This window comes from Bacillus alveayuensis (genome assembly GCA_030812955.1).
GTDB lineage: Bacteria > Bacillota > Bacilli > Bacillales > Aeribacillaceae > Bacillus_CB > Bacillus_CB alveayuensis.
Window position 1 is genome coordinate 1 of sequence record JAUSTR010000006.1, and the last position, 21,322, is coordinate 21,322.

At 36.6% G+C, this 21,322-nt stretch carries 21 protein-coding genes; 1 reads left to right on the forward strand and 20 read right to left on the reverse strand.

The window, feature by feature from the left end; all coding sequences use genetic code 11:
* Window positions 1-345 precede the first annotated feature (345 nt).
* From J2S06_RS08805 to J2S06_RS08875, 15 genes are all read right to left on the reverse strand, one after another.
* Window positions 346-918, reverse strand: a complete 573-nt coding sequence (locus J2S06_RS08805; protein WP_044896519.1) for a TetR/AcrR family transcriptional regulator — start codon at window positions 916-918, stop codon at window positions 346-348.
* 133 nt (window positions 919-1,051) lie between these two features.
* On the reverse strand, window positions 1,052-2,221 hold the full coding sequence (locus J2S06_RS08810; RefSeq protein ID WP_044896520.1) for a thiolase family protein: 1,170 nt from the start codon (window positions 2,219-2,221) through the stop codon (window positions 1,052-1,054).
* Between the two features lie 175 nt (window positions 2,222-2,396).
* Window positions 2,397-3,311, reverse strand: a complete 915-nt coding sequence (locus J2S06_RS08815) for a ketopantoate reductase family protein (RefSeq protein ID WP_419152047.1) — start codon at window positions 3,309-3,311, stop codon at window positions 2,397-2,399.
* A gap of 29 nt (window positions 3,312-3,340) precedes the next feature.
* On the reverse strand, window positions 3,341-3,745 hold the full coding sequence (locus J2S06_RS08820; RefSeq protein WP_044896522.1) for a MaoC/PaaZ C-terminal domain-containing protein: 405 nt from the start codon (window positions 3,743-3,745) through the stop codon (window positions 3,341-3,343).
* Complete coding sequence (locus J2S06_RS08825) at window positions 3,742-4,191, reverse strand: MaoC family dehydratase N-terminal domain-containing protein (protein WP_419152048.1); 450 nt, start codon at window positions 4,189-4,191, stop codon at window positions 3,742-3,744. The genes J2S06_RS08820 and J2S06_RS08825 overlap by 4 nt, the downstream gene beginning before the upstream one ends.
* 20 nt (window positions 4,192-4,211) lie before the next feature.
* A complete protein-coding gene (locus J2S06_RS08830) occupies window positions 4,212-4,976 on the reverse strand; it encodes a beta-ketoacyl-ACP reductase (protein WP_419152049.1) in 765 nt (254 codons plus the stop codon).
* Between the two features lie 80 nt (window positions 4,977-5,056).
* Window positions 5,057-6,235: an acyl-CoA dehydrogenase family protein gene (locus J2S06_RS08835; protein WP_419152050.1), complete on the reverse strand. Its 1,179-nt coding sequence runs from the start codon at window positions 6,233-6,235 to the stop codon at window positions 5,057-5,059.
* A gap of 200 nt (window positions 6,236-6,435) precedes the next feature.
* A complete protein-coding gene (locus J2S06_RS08840; RefSeq protein WP_419152051.1) occupies window positions 6,436-6,870 on the reverse strand; it encodes a DMT family transporter in 435 nt (144 codons plus the stop codon).
* A gap of 194 nt (window positions 6,871-7,064) precedes the next feature.
* Window positions 7,065-7,439, reverse strand: coding sequence for a rhodanese-like domain-containing protein (locus tag J2S06_RS08845; RefSeq protein WP_419152052.1), 375 nt, complete (start codon window positions 7,437-7,439; stop codon window positions 7,065-7,067).
* Window positions 7,436-8,056, reverse strand: a complete 621-nt coding sequence (locus J2S06_RS08850) for a class I SAM-dependent methyltransferase (RefSeq protein WP_419152053.1) — start codon at window positions 8,054-8,056, stop codon at window positions 7,436-7,438. The genes J2S06_RS08845 and J2S06_RS08850 overlap by 4 nt, the downstream gene beginning before the upstream one ends.
* 81 nt (window positions 8,057-8,137) lie before the next feature.
* Window positions 8,138-8,371: a glutaredoxin family protein gene (locus J2S06_RS08855; RefSeq protein WP_044896228.1), complete on the reverse strand. Its 234-nt coding sequence runs from the start codon at window positions 8,369-8,371 to the stop codon at window positions 8,138-8,140.
* Window positions 8,372-8,752: 381 nt separating this feature from the next.
* The gene (locus tag J2S06_RS08860) at window positions 8,753-9,265 is read right to left on the reverse strand and encodes a DoxX family protein (protein ID WP_419152054.1); all 513 of its coding nucleotides are present in this window, start codon (window positions 9,263-9,265) and stop codon (window positions 8,753-8,755) included.
* A 228-nt stretch (window positions 9,266-9,493) separates the two neighbouring features.
* The gene (locus J2S06_RS08865; protein ID WP_419152055.1) at window positions 9,494-10,141 is read right to left on the reverse strand and encodes an NUDIX hydrolase; all 648 of its coding nucleotides are present in this window, start codon (window positions 10,139-10,141) and stop codon (window positions 9,494-9,496) included.
* 44 nt (window positions 10,142-10,185) lie between these two features.
* Complete coding sequence (locus J2S06_RS08870; protein WP_044896231.1) at window positions 10,186-11,526, reverse strand: MATE family efflux transporter; 1,341 nt, start codon at window positions 11,524-11,526, stop codon at window positions 10,186-10,188.
* A gap of 238 nt (window positions 11,527-11,764) precedes the next feature.
* Complete coding sequence (locus J2S06_RS08875) at window positions 11,765-12,970, reverse strand: cytochrome P450 (RefSeq protein ID WP_419152056.1); 1,206 nt, start codon at window positions 12,968-12,970, stop codon at window positions 11,765-11,767.
* A 307-nt stretch (window positions 12,971-13,277) separates the two neighbouring features.
* Here J2S06_RS08875 and msrA point away from each other — a divergent pair, with 307 nt between their 5' ends.
* On the forward strand, window positions 13,278-13,808 hold the full coding sequence (msrA, locus tag J2S06_RS08880) for a peptide-methionine (S)-S-oxide reductase MsrA (protein ID WP_419152057.1): 531 nt from the start codon (window positions 13,278-13,280) through the stop codon (window positions 13,806-13,808).
* Window positions 13,809-13,862: 54 nt separating this feature from the next.
* Here msrA and J2S06_RS08885 read toward each other — a convergent pair whose 3' ends face one another.
* From J2S06_RS08885 to pruA, 5 genes are all read right to left on the reverse strand, one after another.
* The gene (locus tag J2S06_RS08885; protein WP_044896234.1) at window positions 13,863-15,152 is read right to left on the reverse strand and encodes a glycoside hydrolase family 18 protein; all 1,290 of its coding nucleotides are present in this window, start codon (window positions 15,150-15,152) and stop codon (window positions 13,863-13,865) included.
* A 467-nt stretch (window positions 15,153-15,619) separates the two neighbouring features.
* A complete protein-coding gene (locus J2S06_RS08890) occupies window positions 15,620-16,123 on the reverse strand; it encodes a ferritin (protein ID WP_419152058.1) in 504 nt (167 codons plus the stop codon).
* 552 nt (window positions 16,124-16,675) lie between these two features.
* Window positions 16,676-18,220, reverse strand: coding sequence for a fatty acid--CoA ligase family protein (locus tag J2S06_RS08895; protein WP_419152059.1), 1,545 nt, complete (start codon window positions 18,218-18,220; stop codon window positions 16,676-16,678).
* A gap of 403 nt (window positions 18,221-18,623) precedes the next feature.
* Window positions 18,624-19,538 (reverse strand): proline dehydrogenase family protein, encoded by a 915-nt coding sequence (locus J2S06_RS08900; protein ID WP_419152060.1) that lies wholly within the window; start codon window positions 19,536-19,538, stop codon window positions 18,624-18,626.
* A gap of 66 nt (window positions 19,539-19,604) precedes the next feature.
* Window positions 19,605-21,149 (reverse strand): L-glutamate gamma-semialdehyde dehydrogenase, encoded by a 1,545-nt coding sequence (gene pruA, locus J2S06_RS08905; protein ID WP_419152061.1) that lies wholly within the window; start codon window positions 21,147-21,149, stop codon window positions 19,605-19,607.
* Between the last annotated feature and the right edge of the window lie 173 nt (window positions 21,150-21,322).

Genomic DNA, 21,322 nt, shown 5'->3' on the forward strand with positions numbered 1-21,322 from the left:
TGGTACGCATAAATAATCACCAACTTAAATAAAATTCAGGTCTATTATAACCTAAATTTAATGTTGGTGTTATTTATTCCGTCTAAGTTTTTTTTTTAATTTTATAAAAATGATTAAACTCGATAGAGTATATTCTAAAAAATGTAGAACAAGACATTCAAATGAAGCTTATGAACAATTTTAACGAGAATCTTCTAAACGGCCCTAACTAACTGGTTAGTATGTGAAAGGAAATGGTATACCGTCATGTCTCTCAATATTAGAGAAAATTTATACATCCCCCCTCCCCCCTCTTTGCGTCATGATCATAAAAGGCGCATAGCGGATGGTGAATGCGAATGAAGTTTATTGATCGACGAATTGAATTCCGTTTAAAATGAAATCTACATAAATTTTTGCAAGCTGCTCTTCCGATACCTCGCCCTCTGGATGAAACCAATAATAACTCCAGTTTGTAATTCCTAAAATGGCAAAGGTCAACATATCTGGTGGCAAATGATTTTTAAACTGTTGTTTTTCCATTCCAATTTCGATTAATTTTTGATAATTTTTTCGAAATTGATTTCGTTTCGCCTTAATTTCTTTTAAATGCTGATCATTTAAATGACGCATTTCTCGGAAAAAAATTCTAGCGCTTCTCCGTTGAGACTTAATATTTGTAATGAGCATATAAACAATTTCGTGTAATTTAGTTATACAGTCCGTATTTGGATTTTCTAAGATTTGTTTTTGTTGCTTTAAAAGTTCTTCAATATAACTTATGCAAATATCTTTTAACAACTCCTCTTTACTATTGTAATAATAATAAAAAGTTCCTTTTGTTACCCCGATTGTTTCAACAATTTCTTGTATAGATGTTTCTTTAAAACCTTTTTCGTCAAAAAGTTCAATGCTTGTTTTGATAATTTTTTCTTTCATTTATAAATTCCCTCTCACTTAGTAAAAATTTTTCATTATTATAGCATAAATGATGTTCATATTTTAATGTTCTACTAATTTGAGAGAGGTAAAAATAAACTTCTTTCAATTGCCAAAGCTCTAACTTTCTTTACTACTCACGTTCAATAATCGTAGCAATTCCTTGTCCTCCCCCGATACATGCTGTAATTAAGGCATATCTTCCCCCAGAACGTTGTAATTCATAGACCGACTTTGTTATTAAAATGGCACCTGTGGCACCAAGGGGATGTCCATGAGCAATTGCACCACCGTTAACATTTACTTTATCTGGATTCATATTTAACTCTCTGTCACAGGCGATCACTTGCGCAGCAAACGCTTCATTGATTTCAATAAGATCCATATCTTCTAAAGAAAGCCCGGATTTTTCCAACACTTTTTTGGTTGCTGGAACAGGTCCAATCCCCATAATGTTTGGGTCCACTCCAGCTACAGCATATTCACGAATGACAGCTAGTGGAGTGATTCCTAATTCTTCTGCCTTTTCTCTTGCCATGACAACCAAAGCTGATGCGGCATCATTTAAACCAGAGCTATTACCTGCTGTAACCGATCCACCTTCAAGAAAAGCAGGTTTTAGCTTTGATAAAGCTTCCATTGATGTTTCTGGACGAGGATGTTCGTCCGTTTGAAAAACGATTGGATCACCTTTTTTAACAGGAATGTGGATGGGTACAATTTGTTGATCAAACCGCCCTTCCCTCATGGCTGCAGCCATTTTTTGCTGGCTTCTAAGTGCAAATTCATCTTGTTCTTCACGACTGATTCCATATTTTTTCACAAGATTTTCTGCTGTGATTCCCATCGGTGGATCGCCTATTTCTTTAGGCGACAATTGTGATTTACGGAAACGTGGATGTATTGAACTATATGGTTTTTCTGGACGATCCATTAAATACGGGGCGCGGCTCATGCTCTCGGTTCCACCAGCAATATAAATATCGCCATCTCCAGATCGGATGGCTTGAGCAGCAAGATTTACAGCATTAATCCCTGATCCGCATTGCCGGTCAACGGTCATTCCTGGAATTTCAATCGATAAACCTGTTTGCAAAGCTGTTAATCGAGCAATATTCCCACCACCACTTAAAACATTTCCAAAAATGACATCATTGATCATTTCGGGGCGGATTTTTGCCCGTTTGATCGCTTCTTTGATCACTTCAGCTCCAAATACGTGTGCTGGAACTGTGGCAAGTGCACTCCCTTGTTTTCCAATGGCTGTACGAACTGCCGAAACGATCACAGCATCTCTTTTCAAACTTCCTCACTCCTTAAGATAATCATATTGAAATTCAGCCTCGCTTTTCTCTTTAAATTTTTTAAATGAAAATACATACTTACTAGTAGGTATGTATCCATTATTTATAATAAAGATAATTTTCTGAATTTTCGACTGGTTTTTTTCTATTTTTTTCATATCATCGTTCATCAAATCAAGAGGTAGATGAATCGATATATTTTAATAGACGATAAATCGTTTCAAGTACTGGAGTTTCTACTTGAAATTCCTTTCCTTTTTTGACTATATGACCACAAATCGATTCAATTTCCATCCTTTTCCCTCGTAATCGATCTTGCAGCATCGATGTTTTATGATCTTTGGCAAAATTCCCACGTTCTAATATTTCTTTAGTAAAGTTATCGTCTATTTTCATACCAACCTGTTGAGCGACAGAAATCGCTTCTTTGCAAATCGTTTGTGCCGTTTGATACAATTGTGGATGTTCTAATATATTACCGACACTTATTTTTAGCAGAGCGGAAAGTGGGTTAAAGGTAACATTCCAAAGCAGTTTTTTCCATTTCACCTCCATAATGTGTTCAGAAACAAACGTTTGAATGTTAGCCTTATTGAAAAGAGAAGCAATTTCCTCCGCCACGTCTTGATTCCTTACATCAACTGCACCAATGACGAGACGTGGCGGCCGGCCAATTTGCTTAACAACCCCTTCTTTCAAAACCGAGGCTTGAATATAAACAGCAGCGGATATAACTCGATTTGCTCCAAAAATGTCGGATAATACTTCTTCATTGTCTACTCCATTTTGCAACGTTAAAAGCCAAGCATCTTTTTTTAAAATAGGCAGGAGCTTTTCTGCCACTTCTTTTGTGGTGTTTGATTTTAAACAAATAAGGGCAAGGTCAACATCTCTAAAATAACTAAGTTGATCGGTAAAATATTGATGAACTTTAAAGCTCTCCTTTTCACTAATAATTAATAAACCGTCTTTCTTCATGACCTCAAAATTCCTTCCCCTTGCTAAAAAAACAACTTCATTCCCATCTCTCTGAAGGAGACCGCCAAAATACCCACCAACAGCTCCAGTTCCTACGACTCCAATTTTCATTGTAGACCCACCTTAACATGCATCATTATTCATTCATATAGTGAAAAGATGACCTCTCCTTTGACCACTTCATTTCCGTTTTGATTTACAGCAGCGACTTGAAAATGTAATTGATGATGATTTTTTTCTTTTAATATTGCTTTTAAAGTGATCACATCGTTCAAAAAGACCATTCCTTTAAATCGGACAGAATAATCTTGAATAAATCCTTCTTCAAAATAGGGGGTGAAGAGTTTGGCCAAATTTCCCATTGTCCACATTCCATGGGCTATAATTCCTGGCAGCCCTGCTTTCTTCGCCTCTTCATCAATTGTATGGATCGGGTTATAATCACCGGAAGCCCCTGCATACTTAATTAAGTCTATCCTCGATACAGGTTTCAGTTGTACATATTGCAACGACTGTCCTATTTGTAAATCACATATTTTATTCAAGTTGTCATCTCCTTTCGAACCGTTTCCGTAATAATAACAGTTTGTTTCGAAGTGAAAATTGTCCGACCAGTTCGATCTTCCCCAAAGCTTTGAATGATTAAAAAGCCCAACAATCCACTATTTCCTTTTTTCTCAACATAATTTTCTATTTTTGAATAACAAAAAATTTCTTCCCCTACAAAAAGCGGCCGTTCATAATGATAGGTTTGCTCTCCGTGAATGAGACCTTTTTTTGGAAGATTTAATCCTTCAATAACCCCGTAATCAAATACCCGCGGAAATGTTGGTGGTGCGATATTGCTTTGATAGCGTGATTTTTTTCCTGTTTCTTCATCGATGAAAATTGGATGAGGGTCAGCGATTGCTTCCGCAAATTTCTTTACAGCCCCTCTTTCGACAATATTTTTTACCTTATTAGAACATTTTCCGATAAGACCTTCTAACATACAGGTTCACTCCGTTCCATCTAGGTTTTTGGCCCTCCCGCGACATACAATACTTGACCATTAACAAAGGAAGATTTTTCATCTGCAAAGAACGCTACTGCGTTTGCGATATCAGCCGGCTTTCCGCTTCTACGTACAGGAATATTTGCGACACTCGCATTGATTAATTCTTCAAATGAAATCCCTAATCGTCTCGCCGTTTCTTTTGTCATTTCAGTTTCAATAAAACCAGGTGCCACTGCATTTGTCGTAATACCGAATGGGCCAAGCTCAATTGCCAGTGTTTTTGTAAATCCTTGTATGCCTGCTTTAGCAGCAGCATAATTGGCCTGGCCACGGTTACCAAGTGCTGAAGTAGATGAAATGTTTATGATGCGCCCATATTTTCTCTCGACCATATATTTTTGAGCGGCACGGGCACAGTAAAAGGATCCTTTTAAATGGACATCCATAACTGTTTCCCAATCTGAGTCGGTCATTTTAATCAATAAATTATCACGAATGACCCCAGCATTATTCACAAGAATATCGATCGATCCAAATGTATCCACAACTTCTTTTACGGTCTTTTCTACTTGTTCTCGATCCGTTACATTAACCACCTTTGAAAAAACATCATATCCTTTTTCTTTTAATTGCATCGTTGTATCCCTTAACGCTTCTTCGTTCAAATCAATGAAAGCGACCTTTGCTCCTTCCTCGGCAAAAAGCTCCACAATCCCTTTTCCAATTCCACGGCTTCCCCCTGTAACAAATGCTACTCTTCCTTGAAATCTACCTGCCATCTTTCATACCTCCTAAAAAATTAAAAATCTATCAATATACTTTAAAAAGTATACGAAAAAGAGAGCGTTTTCATGACTGTTTAAATAAATTGACCAATTTTCACATGTCCTTTTAATAAGTTTCTCGCAATGATCATTCGTTGAATTTCATCCGTACCATCATAAATTCTCCAAAGTCTTGCTTCCCGGTACCATCGTTCAATGGGCAATTCTCTTGTATACCCCATTCCGCCATGTATTTGTAATACTCTGTCTACTACTCTATTTCCTACATTAGCGCCAAATAATTTTGCCATGGAAGCTAAATGACGGTTATCTTCTCCTTGATCAAGGGTAAAGGCTGCATTTAGTACGAGCCATTTTGCTGCTTCTATTTCCACAGCAGAATCAGCAATTTGCCATTGGATGGCTTGTCGTTTTGCAATCGGTTTTCCAAAGGTAATTCTTTCTTTTGAATAATCGATAGCCATCTGCAAGAGACGTTCAGCTGTACCAACCGCCCTTGCACCAACAATCCATCTTGCAAAACCGATCCATTCTAACCCAAGATGATAACCTTTGTGCACTTCACCTAAAATATTTTCTTCTGGAACGCGGACATTTTCAAACACAAGGCTTGCTGGGCCCCATTGTCCCATCGTATGTATATACTCCGATCTCCAGCCCATAACACGATCGACTATAAAGCACGTGACCCCTTCACGCCCTAACGTTTCTTTATGCTTCTCTTTATCTGTTATCGCAATGACCATAACAAAATCTGCTTCGTTTCCGCCGGTAATAAACGTTTTTTCACCATTTAATACCCACTCATTTCCGTCTTTTACTGCCATCATCTTAATATTTCTTGTATCAGATCCTGCACTTGGTTCGGTCATAGCAAAACATGATTTTTTCTCCCCATTAATGGTAGGGATTAAGTATTTTTTCTTTTGCTCTTCATTTGCATAATAAAGAATATTATCAGCAGACCCGCCAAATTGAAAAGGAACAAATGTTTTAGAAATTTCCATATATACAATCGCCAACATAACATTTCCTAAATCAGCGCCTCCATATTCAGCCGGAGTATTAATTCCCCAGAACCCTGCTTCCTTTGCCTTTAGCTGAAGCTCCTTTAATTTTCCAGGAGGGAGGCTTGGTTTTCCTTCCCTTTCATTTCGGAGCACTTCATTTTCTAAAGGCATAAGCTCTTTTTCAACAAACTTTCTAATGGTTTTTTGAACCATCTTTTGCTCTTCTGTAAGACGTAAATGCATCAATTCCTCTCCATTCTTTTTACAATTATTTAAAAATTGGCAGTCAGATTATCATTATACTAACCAGTTAGTATGTTAATTCTATTTTATTTAGAAATTTCAGATAATTCAAGTGTTTTTTGTATTTCTTTAATTTATATAGAAAATAAATAACCCACCTAATAACGCCCTGACAAAGACGTGTTAGGTGGGACAAATGTTTATTCCTTATAAAATAGAAATAGTGCACCAAATAATAAGACGATTCCCATCATTCTTTTCATATCAAATGGAATTTGTTTTCCTCCAAACAGTCCAAAATGATCAATCATCGCACTCATGACTAATTGTCCAGCAATGATGGCAATGATGGAAGTAGCAACCCCTACTTTTGGAACTGAAAGCACCATGATAAAGACGTAAAAAGCACCTAATAAACCGCCGAGTAATTGCCATTTTGGAACGGAAAACATTTGTAACACGTTTCCTTTTCCAAAAAACAACTGAAATAAAAATAATGCGATCGTACCGATTAAAAAAGAAATGAATGCCCCTTCTAATACACCTACTTTTTTGCCAAGACCACCGTTGATGGAAGCTTGGATGGATGTTGCCATTCCTGCAATGACGGTCACGAACATTAATAACAACTTCATCTTGACACCTACACCTTTTTTTATGAAAAACTATTCGGCAGTATTTCAAATATTCCTGCATAAAGTTGTAACTTTTTGTATCCTTTTTATGATGGATGTCAAAGTTCAGATTTTTTATGGTGATTTCTTATTTATTTACTTTTGAAATACCATTCAAGAAATTTTCTTCCTTAATACAAAGTTTAAGAAGGGATTCATCGCCAAGCATTCATTCCACCTTTAACATTCGTTACCCGTTTAAAGCCAAGTTTTTTTAATAATTTACTTGCTTTATTACTTCTCATTCCACTTTGGCAGATCACGATGACTTCTTTATCCTTTGAAAGTTCATGAGCTCGTTGTTTTAAATAATGAAGAGGTATGTTTTGAAATCCTCGAATATGATGTGATCGATACTCTGCTTGTGTACGAACATCGAGATATTGCTTATCTTTTTGGCCCAGCTCATTTTTTAATTCAGCCGTACTAATATTTCGGACCCCTTTCGTAGGGAGAATGCGCTGAAGAAAAACCAATACAATGAAAATGATCAATAAGAAATTGATGATTGTATTTGTATCCAAATTCATGATGTCCCCTCCTTTGGATCGTGGAAAATACTGCTGTTTACTTCGTTTTTCCCATTTGTGATCAACATTCCATAAATCGCTTCATGAAATCTGAATAATTCCGGTTGAAATCCTTTTTGGCGGAAATAGTCGTTAAGCTTTTTTGAAGAAATTCGCTCATGTACTGGCGGACCCATTTCGCTCTCAATAGCTTCCCAATCAAGAATCAATAATTTTCCATTCGGCTTTAAAACACGGAACATCTCTTCTACTGCCGGATCTAAATTCGAAACTTCATGGATAACAAATGCGATTAATCCTTTATCGATCGAATTAGATTTTAATGGAATGTTTTCAACATCACTAAATACATACTCAATATTCGTGACTCCTTCCTGTTGAGCTTGTTTCTTTAAGTAGTGAAGCATTTGTTCTTGTACATCGATGGCATAAACAGTTTCTTTTGTTTTATTAGCGATTGGAACGGTAAAAAAACCATTTCCCGCACCAAAATCTGCAACGAAATCTCCTTCTTGAATATGTAAAAGAGAAATGATTTTAACAGGATCCACTAATTCTTTTCTTTTCGGATCTAACAGCTTCGCTGCTTTTTCAGGATTAAATCGATGTCCTGACATTTTTCTCCTCCTTTCTTTTGTTTAAAAGGATACCTATATAAGGTATCCTTAAAAATATTCATAAAATGTTCTCTTTCACTATTAGCGTCCTAATAAGGACATGATAGATTCCGGGTCAAATCCGATGACCCATTGACCGTTAATTTCAGTTTGTGGCACTCCCATTTGACCTGTAGTTTCAACAAGCTTTCTTGCTGCAGCTGGATTTAATTGAACATTTACCTCCTCAAATGGTATTCCTCTTTCTTGTAAAAAGTTTTTTAGCATCACACAATATGGACAAGTTGTTGTTGTGTAAACTGTTACTTTGTTCATTTTTCCCTACTCCTTTCTTCTACATCGGTTGTTTTCGTAAACTTTGTTGTTTTTCGACTGTCGATGAACCGAACAACGCACGTGGTCGGACGAATTACGTTTGTCCGACAATCAGCTTTTGTTCGGTTCATGTCACGCTTGTAAGTGACTAAGCTAGCGTTTCGCTTGCCTGACAGTCGAAAAATTATACCTATATAGGTATATTTAAATACAAAAAAATATCGAGCACCCTCGATTACCCTTACAGGTATATATTAAAATGTATTTATGTTTATGTCAACTTATTTTACTTAAAATGAATGTACACGACGATTATGAAATCATAAACAGCCTGCATTGAAACAGGCTGTTTAAGTCATTGAACGTTTTCCGATTCATGATTTATGCTGTTTTCATTTGAGGATGGTTTACTTTTTGTTTTTTGGCCATTTTATTTCTGATAAATGGAATGATGTATCGATCAAGCCCCCACTTACCAGCATTGTACCCCGCCACTAGAATAAAGATCGTCAACAATACCATTTGCGGGTTCGTGCTAGTCGTTCCAGAGAACATAAAAGCAAAGTTCATTGCAGCCCCCATTAAAGCAGCAAAGGTTGTAAATGCGCCGAGAATCAGTGCAATTCCAACTAAAAATTCCCCCCAAGGGACTAAAAAATTAAATAGATCGACATTCGGGAGAGCAAATCCTTCAAGAAATTGAGCCCACCAGCTTTGTACAGCAGGATGTTCACCAGTTGCTTTACCGATCGCTCCTTTTAAAAATCCAGAAGCATCAAAACCTCCTGTAATTTTCCCCCAACCAGCTGTAAGCCATTCATAACCTAAATATAAACGAATGATTACCATGAAACCAGAAGCAACTTTGTTTTCGCGCAACCACTTGACAAACATGTAGATCGCACCATTTCTTTCGTTGATTATGTTTTACAGTTATAAAATATCATGTTTTCTAAAATTATAAATTAGTTTGTGAAACATTTCACAAAATGGACATAACATCTAGAAAATTTTGTGAAAGATTAAACTAAATAAAAAAAGCGAAAGGCTCACAAACAGCATGGTTGATGACCTTTCACTTTTTGACTAATGGTTCGATTTATGCTTTGATGGAAAATGTCATTATTGAATTGTTTCATTTTCAGCTGAGCTTTCGAGTAATTCTATAAAATGATGAACGATTTTGGCTGTTAATCCCCATATGACTCGGTTTTGATAAATGTAAAACAATTCATCAAGGCTTCGTTCACGCCATTTATAATTTTCCCCTCCAGGAATGAGGTGATAGGGAAAATTCTCTGCTGGCTTCGGTATGAGCTTAACGGGATAACAAGCTGGCTTCTCGTCGAAAAAATACGATAACGGGACAGTAAATACCTCTGCAACTTCATCTCGGTTTGGATATATTTGTTCAAATGGAATGGTCACTTTTCCAGCAAATAAATAATAAATGGTACGATCATAAGGAGAAGCAAGGTAATCTAGAGGAAAGATATCTGAAATAAAACGAGCGTCAATTTGCAGCTCCTCTATCGTTTCACGAATGGCAGCTGCTTTCTCGCTCCGATCATTATGATCTACTTTCCCTCCAGGAAAGCAAATTTCACCAGGTTGACGTCTTAAATGATGTGCCCGTTCTTCAAACAAAATATGAGTTTCTCCATTTACTTTCATGAGAGGAAGAAAAATCGCATATTTTTGACATGTATCTTCCCCTAAAATTTTTGGCGTTCTATTTACTAAACGCTCGATAATCTTTGTTTCGTCCATTCTTCAAACCCTTTCTTTCCCAATATTCCATTGCGATTCTATCATTATTCTTCTTTCTGAAATAACTGCTTTTCCTTCCATTTACCAAATCGATAATACAAAATTGCAAATAAACTACTAATGACAAAGCTTGTACCCATCCCTAATCCGATGCCGGCTTCATCCCACCATTTTGAAAAAAGGAATGTTAACGGATAACGAAGAATCCAGAAAGAAATAAAATTTAACACCAATACTTGAAACATTGCTCCTGATGCACGTAAGATTCCATTTAAAATAAAATTAATGCCTAAAAACGGATAGAAAAAAGCGATCGTTTGTAAATAATTCGTACCGAAGTGAACAGCTTTTTCCTCTTCGATAAAAAGTAAAATTCCATATTTGACGTAAAAGACGATGACAAATGCTAAAAATAGCATAATAGAAAAGTTATACAATACACCATAAATAGCAATTTGACGCACTCGATCCCATTTTTGGGCACCGATATTTTGCCCGGCCATACTATTGACGGCAGTCCCTAGTGCAAAGGCAGGCAGCATGATGAGACTATCGAGTCGTTGTGCAGCACCAAATCCAGCTACCACATCTTCTCCAAATGATGTTACAACACTCATAATGGCCATGACACCTGCTGAAATTACAGTCATTTGTAATCCAGAGGGGATCCCTAGCTTTAAAATTAAAAGTACTTCTTCTTTTTTTGGAAGTGTTGGCTTTGAAAATGGGACGAATTGCTTGTGTATCGTGAGCATCAATCCATAAATAAACGCTACTCCTTGTGAAAAAACTGTTGCCAATGCTGCGCCTTCAATCCCTAAATCAAGCACAGAAATAAAAATAGGATCTAAAACGGTATTACATAAAACAGCGATGGCAACAAACCTTATAGGGGTCTTACTATCACCTAAAGACCGCAGCACCGTGCCAATAAAATTGTAGCCAAATAAAAAGAATATGCCGATAAAATGAATTTGCAAATAAGAAGCAGCCTCTTTTAGCATCGTTTGCGGAGTTCCAAGCAATGAAAGAATCGTATTGGAAGAGAAATAGCCAATCACTCCGAGAATGATGGCCATAGTCGATAAAATGGTAACAAATGCATTTAAATACCGTTTTACTCCGTCATCATCTTTCATTCCTTTTTGCTGCGATAAGATCGTTAATGTTGCTTGGTTAATTCCGATCATAAACGCTAATATTGTAAAAATAACCGTGCTTGAAACGGAAATCGCTCCAAGTGCTCGCTCCCCTAACAAATTCCCGACCCATAAGCCGTCAATCAATTGATAAGAGGTTTGCAATAAGTTGGTAAATAAAATCGGAGTCGAAAAAAAGAAGAGATGCTTGATAATACTGCCACTTGTGAAATCTCTTTGATTCATAGGCAAACTCCATTCTTTTGATGAACGTACATCGTATATATCTAAAAAGAAAGTGAATCATGATCATTCATGACTTATGTACTTTATCCATTTACATTATATTGTTTATTATAAAGTTAAGTCATTCTTTTCGCTAATATTATGCTAGTAGGACCTATATATATTATTATTAAATTCATGCAAACGAGAAGTCTCCCACCAGAGTGTGGGTGGGGTGGGAGATGTGTACACGAAAACTTTATTTCGCTGTAAAAGAAACAGGTAGTGATTTTAAGGCACGAAAACCAGCTAGTTTTCTCCAGCGTGGAGAAGGATCTAACTGCGTAATTTGATCAAAACGTTGAATGAAAGAGTTGACAGCGATTTGAGCTTCAAGTCTTGCCAATTGAGAGCCTAAACAATAATGAGTTCCTGCCCCAAAAGCTAAATGTGGATTCGGACTCCGTGTAATATCAAACTGATTCGGCTCGGAAAACTTTTTAGGATCTCGATTTGCTGCACCTAGGACGATATATATTTGCTCCCCTCTTTTGAACAAAGCATTTCCAACCATAATATTTTCAGCTGCATATCTTGCTGTTATTTGTGTTGGACTTTCAAATCGTAAACACTCTTCAATCGCTGAATGAATAAAGGAAGGGTTTTGTTTAAGCAAATGCATCTGCTCTTGGTGTGTTAACAATGTAAGGATTGAATTAGCAATTAGGTTAACAGTCGTTTCGTGTCCTGCAATCAATAGTAAAATCAAAGAGGACATGATTTCATCTTCAGTTAACGATGTATTTTGGGCTAATTGACTGATTACGTCTTCCTTTGGCATTTGTTTGCGTTTTAATAATAAATCACGAAAATACTCCTTAACTTGTTGGGCAATTTCATTCCCTTTATACAATGTGTGATTCGTCCGAGTTAAATCAATAACCCCTAGTAATTGATTCGTCCAGCTGCGAACTTTGTGGCGATCTTCCTTTGGAATCCCAAGGATTTCAGCAATGATCATACTCGGCAATGGAAAAGCAAAATCTTGTATGACATCCATTGTTCCAATTGACTTAACAGAATTTAATAAATCGTCAACCGTTTTTTCAATGAGCGGTTTCAATTGTAAGATTGCTTGCTGGGCAAAAGTCTCTTGAAACATCGAGCGCAATCTTGTATGGTCAGGTGGATTTTTATAAAGCATCATTTCATTTTGAATATATTTTAAATCTTTGAATTTATGCGTATTTCTTGGTAGAGGTTTACGTACTCGGAAGCGTTGATCCTTTAATATGTTAATTGCTTCTTCATATCCAGTTATAAACCAACCTTTATGAGTAATAGAAGAAAGCCAATATATAGGTTGTTGCTCCCGCAATTGATCATAAAATGGATAGGGATTTTGGATCCATTCTTTTGACAAAATCGAAAAATCATTTTGGTTGCGTAACGTATTATGTGTCATAAGCACTCTCCTCTATAAGTTAACTAAAACGTTTGTTAAGTTAACTTATATTTTAACATATTTTAGATATTATTCAGCTTTTTTTCTCATTTAGTTAGGCTCTTTTCTGAAAGTTTGTTGCTTTACCATAGCTTTTCGACTGTCCAGGCGAGCCTTTCATTTCGTCCATAGCGAATACTATGTAATCCAATTAACGAGGAAGTTCATTTAGTATATAGCAGAAAAATACATGAATTGCTCACTTTTTAATTACGTGCTAAACTTTGAAAAGTATTGATGTATATTTTCATATGTTAGAGGTGAGGATATGGGAAAGGATTTAGAAAAAGCGACATTTGCTGGCGGCTGCTTTTGGTGTATGGTGAAACCATTCGACCAATGGGATGGTATACATAAAGTTGTTTCCGGATATTCGGGAGGAGATATTGAAAATCCAACCTATAAAGATGTGAAATCAGGAAAATCCGGACATTATGAAGTTGTCCAAATTACGTTTGATCCAGAGGTATTTCCTTATGAGAAGCTATTAGAAATTTATTGGCAGCAAATTGATCCAACCGATGACGGCGGTCAATTCCATGACCGTGGAGATCAGTATCGGACTGCGATTTTTTATCATAATAAAGAGCAAAAGGAAAAAGCAGAAAAATCAAAGCAGCAGCTTGAAAAAAGCGGTAAGTTTAACAAGCCAATTGTGACGAAAATATTGCCTGCCGCTCCGTTTTATCCTGCTGAAGAATATCATCAAGATTATTATAAAAAGAATCCAGCAGCTTATCAGAAAGAAAGAGCAGAATCAGGTCGTGATGACTTTATTCAAAAGCATTGGAAAGAATGAAAAGCCGATTTCTAGATGAATCGGCTCCTTCAGAAAGATTCTTCTTTTTCTTATCTATGTTGTGACACGTTTGTTTACAAGGAAATTATCTTGTATAAGCAGCCAATTTTGCGGAAATTCTCCCCCTAATACCCAGTAGAAAAATCCTCTTATCCCTAACTCCTTAACTAGATCGAATTTAGCTTGAATACTTCTGGCATCCTCAAACCATACAACATGTCTAGCTCCATTTTCATCAGTATAATAAAAATATGGAGCTTGTGATACAGGGTCATATTGAATGCTTTGATTATAACGAAGAGCTAACTTAATGGCTTCTTGAGGACTAATCGATTTCGCCCATTGCCCACCTGGTACATAAGGAAGTGTCCAATCATATCCGTAAAGCGGAATCCCCATCATGATTTTATTTTTCGGAACTCTTGAAATGGCATATTCCATCACCTTTCGAACCTCATTTATTGGTGAAACAGCCATTGGCGGCCCACCAGACCAACCCCATTCATAGGTCATAAAGAAAATAAAGTCAACAATCTCACCTTGGGCTCTGTAGTCATGCCCTTCATATAAAATACCTTTTTGATCATCTCTAATTTTTGGCGCTAAGGCAGATGTAAGTAAATATCCTTTTTCTTTTAATCTTGCTCGTGCTTTTCTCAAAAATGAATGATACCTTTCCCTATTTTCTCTTCCTAAATATTCAAAATCAAAATCTAGACCAAGATACCCTTTTTCCTCCATAATGCGAATAGCTTCATCAAGAATTTTGTCTTGTAAACTAGGGTTTGTTAGTACGCTAGTGGCTAATTCACGGCTAAAAGTTCCTTCTTCAAAATTCGTTAAAACCATTAAGGGTGTCACGCGGTCTCGGTAGGCAGCATTAATTGTTGACTGATCGTCAACAGGAGTCAATGTTCCATTTCGGTTTACCGCATAACTAAAAATAGCTAAATACGTTAAATGCTCCCCGACATCATCAACAATTTGGGGTGATTGAGCACCAGACATGCGAATGTCAATATAAGCATTTACATCTACACTTGGACGAGCCTGTTGTGGAATATATAATCGAAAACCAACTGGAATCATTTGCGGATCAGATATTCTGTTTATTCTAATTAATTCATTTGAGGGTACATTGTATCGACGGCTAATCGTGTATATCGTTTCCCCTGGTGCAACCCAATGGTATCGACCCAATATAGGAATAACAATCGTTTGACCAACTACTAATTGACTTGGATTTTGAATTTTATTTGTTTGGATTAGTTGATCCGTTGACACATTGTAAAGCTGTGAAATTCGCCAAAGTGTATCCCCCGGTTTGACGACATGTATTTGCAAAGTATCTCTCCCCTTTTTGTGAAGCAAATCACTATCATTATTGTATTCACCAAGGTCTTCCGCTATGAAAATAAATTTCAGCCATCTAAGCAATTATTATTTATTTTTGGATCTTTCGTAAAAGATTGTTGCTTTACTATAGTTTTCCGACGGTCAAAAGCAAGCGATACGCTTGCAATGGCACTTACAAGTGTGACGTGAACCGAGCAAAAATCGATGGTCGAACAACTGTGATTTGTCCAACCATGTGCTGCTTTTTTCGGTTCATGGACAGTCGGAAAGCAACAAAATTTACGAAAACAGCATTATTTATAAAAAAACCGCCCATTTGGACGGTCAAATTGTTGGATATGATGTCGTTATTATTTTTTTCATACTTATGGAAGAAATAACAAAAAGATCTCGTCGATATTCCCGGTCTGCAAATATCACATTGTAGCTCTTTGCTTCTGATAGGGGTAAAAAAATTACCCTTCTGGTGTAAACTTCCGGTTAGCCAATTCACGATCGAGCAAAAACATACCGTTTGTATCGTTATTGATTCGTTTTAACTGAACGATGATATTATCAAACATGGCTTCTTCCTCGATTTGTTCATCTATATACCATTTTAAGAAATGAATCGTTCCGTGATCTCGTTCATCAAGGGCTAAGTCAGATAAAGCATAAATACGTTTTGTCACTTCTTTTTCATGAAGATAAGCTGACTCAAAGCAGTCTGTAATCGATTGAAATTCATTGTTTGGAGATTTGCATCCTGTAATGAAAGCTCTTTCGCCAATATTGTTTAAGTAATGGAATATTTTCATAGCATGAAAACGTTCTTCTTCTGCTTGTACTAAAAAGAAATTAGCAAATCCATCCCAGTTTTCTGCTTGGCAATAGGCAGCCATCGCTAAATAAATATTGGCTGATTCAAATTCAAAGTTCATTTGTTCGACTAGTCCTTCAACAAGTTTTTTACTAGGCATGTTGTAATCCCCTCTCTATTTCGGATGTCGTCAATGATTTTTTTCCTTATAAGCGTAACATATATTATTCAACACATTTCGAGTGAATTTGTCAAAAATTTGATACAATTATATCATAAGGCACAACTGTTGATTATCTATTATTTTACTTAAACATACAGAATCGTATGGCAGAAAAGCTAGAAATAGAGCCATCTCAACTGGTTATTATTGGTTAATCAACACTCCTGATTATAAGGTTCTATTTGTGGCAAAGAACATAGTCCATGTTCAAAACTGTCTTGCCCGTTAATTACCGAGTATGAGGGGATGACTATCCCCCGATCTCTAACACCACCGTACGTACGATGCCTTTAAGGAGGTTCAATCAAATAAATGACGATTTCTTACATATTATGGATTATTTTTTCATTTATTTAGTGAAAAAGTTTATTACTCTAGGCTTGATATCCGCTAATTAAGCTACTTTTAATTAAGGGCCGTGAATAATGTAGTATTATAATATATTGATAGGTTCCTGCACACCTACTGTACAGGAACCTGCTTTTAATTTTATTTTACTAATTGTTCTTTTAAAGCTCTCCGTAAAATTTTCCCTGTTGTATTTTTTGGAAGTTCATCTAAAAATTCAATCAAGCTAGGTATTTTGTATTTAGCCAATTTTTCTTTACAGTAGTCTACTAATTGTCCCTCAGTTAAATCCGGATTTTTCTTCACGACAAAAGCTTTGACGGCCTCTCCAAATTCAGGATCTGGAACACCAACAACTGCTGCTTCCACGACATCTGGATGATTATATAATACTTCTTCAACTTCTCTAGGATATACGTTATAGCCTCCGACGATAATTAAATCCTTTTTTCGATCAACGATATAAAAATATCCTTCTTCATCCATTTTGGCTAAATCTCCTGTATAAAGCCAACCATTTCGTAAAGTATGAGACGTTTCTTCCGGCATTTTATAATATCCTTTCATCACATTAGGACCACGTACGATCAATTCTCCTACTTCACCTGGTGGTAGCTCCTCCCCAAGTTCATTGACGACTTTGTTTACAACATTGGTTATGTTTGTACCAATAGAACCTGGTTTGCGTGGGCGATCTAGTGGATTAAAACAGGTTACGGGTGAAGCTTCTGATAGACCATAACCTTCTGAAATAATGACATTAAACTTTTTCTCAAAATCTTGTAACAGGGCAACAGGCATTGAAGCACCGCCAGAAATACATAGTCTAAGCGATTGTAAATCACCTGCTTTTCCAACTTCATATTGAAGCAGGAAGCTATACATCGTCGGAACACCAGCAAAAACAGTTGCTTTATAATTGCGTACAACTTGGAATATTTCAGATGGACTAAATTTTGGAACAATAATGACGGTAGCACCTGTCATGAGTGGAGCATTTAGCGCTACAGTTAGACAAAAGACGTGGAACATTGGAAGCGTTGCAATTACCTTGTCTTGATGGTTCATTTGTAAATATAAGCCTGTATCCATTGCATTGCTGTATATATTTCGATGAGTAAGCATGGCTCCCTTTGGTTTACCTGTTGTACCAGAGGTGTATAAAATGACCGCAACATCATCATCAGAAAGTGTGGGACCTTCAAATTTTGAATTTCCCTCATTAATCATATTTGTAAACGTTTGCGTTTTTTCTTTTAAAAATGGAAATTGTCCAATGTCTAATTCTCGTTCGGGTGTTGGGCAAGCAATGATCTGAGTGAATTCCGGAAGGCGTTCATTTAATTTTTCTAATAATGGAAGAAGTTTATCTAAAGCAATAACTAATTTTACATCTCCATTATTTAAAATGTATTCAATCTCATTTTGTGTGTACATTGGATTGATCGGAATTACGGTGGCACCAGCTTTTAACGAGCCATAAAGAGAAATGACAAACTGAGGTGAGTTTCCTAGAAGAAGTGCAACATGGTCCCCTTTTTTGATTCCTAACTGATTTAAACGTTCGGCAAATCGATTAATATAAATCCCTAATTCCCCATAGGTAGTTGGTTGATTTTGAAATATGTAAGCATTTTTCTCTGGGTGCATTCTTGTAATCTCATTTAATCTTTTTACTAGATTCAAATTATCTCACCCCTTAAATGAATGAATAATCATTCATATTATTTGAATTTTCTAAAATTATTATATTATATGAAAATAAATGATGCAATCATTATATTGGCTTCGATTGAGTCAAGATAGCTCACTCCCCTTTTTGTAAATCGTCTATTGTTTTATTAGGAATTTCCAATTTTCCTTTTAGTAAATGGGTTGCGATTTTGAAAAAGAAGGAAGTTTTACATCTTCTCTCCAAATAGGTTCATGTTCTTTCGGCACTTTAAATTCTGGCATGAACATTCCTCCTCTTTACTCTACATTCCATTATTTGCATATCTTAAAGAGTATATATGTATCGAAAAGGAAAAAACTTCAACTCGTGATGAGTTGAAGTTTTTGTGGGAAAGAATGAATCAATATGAATGCATTATTTGGAGAAGAATCCTCTAAAGGCGAAGGCGACGTTCTGAGGTCTTTCCGCTAAGCGACGCATGAAATAACCGAACCAATCATTCCCGAATGGAATGTAAATTCGCACTTTGTATCCTTCTTTGACAAGGCTAAGCTGCAATTCTGTTCTGAAGCCATATAGCATTTGAAACTCAAATTGAGAATTTGGAATGTTATGCTCTTTTACAAACTCTTTTACTTTCGCAATAATGTTATGATCGTGTGTCGCAATGGCTGTGTAGCTGCCACTAAATAAATGTTCTTTTATAATTTTCAAGTAGTTTTCATCAACATCTTTTTTATCTTGATAGGCAACCTCAGGTGATTCTTTATAAGCGCCTTTTACGAGTCGTAATGGAACCCCTTTTAAATCCTTCACATCTTGATATGCTCTAAATAAATAAGCTTGTATAACGGTACCAACATTGTTATATGTTTCACGTAGCTCACGTAAAATATCAAGAGTCACTTGACAATGGGAGTAATCCTCCATATCAATACGAACAAAAATATTATATTTCTTTGCTGTTTCTAAAATCTTTTTCATATTGTCTACACAAAATTGTTTATCAATATCTAACCCAAGCTGTGTTAGTTTAACAGATAATCCGCTTTTAACACCAGATATTGAAATCGCTTCCAATGTTTTAATACAATAATCAGTCGCTTCCATCGCTTCTTCACGACTTGTCACAAATTCTCCTAAATGGTCTAATGTAGCAACAAGACCTTTTTCATTTAATTTTTTTACAGCTTCAATAGCTGATTCAATCGTCTCACCAGCAACTACTTGGGAAGCTCCAAACTTTAGCCCCCACTTTCGAGCAGCTTTATTTAAAGTTTTACTTTGAGATAAGGCCATAAAAAAGTTTTTGGAAATCGTTTCGAACATGTAAAACCCTCCGATGACATTTTTAGAAAATGAGGCAACAGATTGTTGCCCCGTCCCGCATATTGATTAAAGCATTTCCGATGTTGTTTTCGCCTGCATGTGAAGAAGTAAGTAGTCAGGGCCACCTGCTTTAGAGTCTGTACCAGACATGTTAAATCCACCAAATGGTTGGTATCCTACAATCGCTCCTGTACAACCGCGGTTAAAGTATAAGTTACCAACATGGAAGTCTTCACGCGCTTTTTCAATGTGTGAACGGTTGTTGGAAATAACCGCACCTGTTAAGCCGTATTCTGTGTTGTTGGCAATTTCAATTGCTTCATCAAAGTCTTTTGCTTTAGTGAACGCGACAACTGGTCCGAAAATTTCTTCTTGCATTATGCGGGCGTTCGGATCGACATCAGCAAATACAGTCGGTTCAATAAAGAACCCTTTGGAATTGTCTCCTTTTCCGCCAACTATTAGTCTCCCTTCTTCTTTTCCAATTTCAATATAATCAAGAATTTTGTTGAAGGCAGATTGATCGATCACCGGTCCCATATAAGTTGATGGATTAGCTGGGTCACCAACTGAAAGCCCTTTCGTTAATTCAACGACACGGTTTAACACTTGATCATACACTTCTTCGAGTACGACTGCACGAGAGCATGCGGAACATTTTTGACCAGAGAATCCGAAAGCAGAAGCAACGATGGATTGAGCTGCTAGTTCAAGGTCTGCTTCTTTATCGACAACGATGGTGTCTTTTCCACCCATTTCGGCAATGACACGCTTTAACCATTTTTGGCCTGGGTTTACTTTTGCTGCACGCTCGTAAATACGAACCCCTACTTCACGTGAACCTGTGAAGGAAATAAAGCGTGTACGAGGGTGATCGACTAAGTAGTCGCCAACTTCAGCACCGCTACCTGGAATATAGTTCACAACCCCTTTTGGAAGCCCTGCTTCTTCTAATACTTCCACAAACTTTGCTGCCACAACTGGTGTTAAAGAAGCTGGCTTTAATAAAACGGTATTTCCTGTAACTAATGCTGCAACCGTTGTACCTGCCATAATCGCAAAGGCGAAGTTCCATGGTGGAATTACAACGCCAACACCAAGTGGAATATAGTGATAGCGGTTAAATTCTCCTGGACGACTATTTACGTTTACACCGTCTTTGATTTCTAACATTTGACGTCCATAATACTCCATAAAGTCGATCGCTTCAGCTGTATCGGCATCTGCTTCTTTCCATGGCTTACCTGCTTCTTTCACAAGTAAAGCAGAAAACTCATGCTTGCGACGACGAACGATCGCAGCAGCGCGGAATAATATATCAGCCCGGACTTCTGGTTTCACCTTACTCCATGTTTTAAACGTGTCATCTGCCACTCGCATGGCTTTTTCAGCTAATTCTTTATTTGCTTTCGAAACGCGTCCGACAACCTCCTCTTTATTCGCTGGGTTTACGGATACGATTTTTTCTTCTGTCGTAATACGATCGCCACCAATAATAAGTGGATACTCTTGTCCTAAATACGTTTCAACTTTCTTTAGCCCTTCTTCAAACGCCTTCTTGTTTTGTTCAACCGTAAAATCAGTAAAAGGTTCATGTTTGTAAGGAATCATATTTCTCCCTCCTATTTTTTCTCTCACTTCTTAATATGCAATATTTGTGCCAAAAATAAATATTAAAAAAATGGTGAGTTTTTTGTTAAAAGTGTATAATAGACGTGTACAAAATTGTAAATATACTTTTACATATTTACAATTTTGTAAATATATTTGTAAAGGTGATGAAT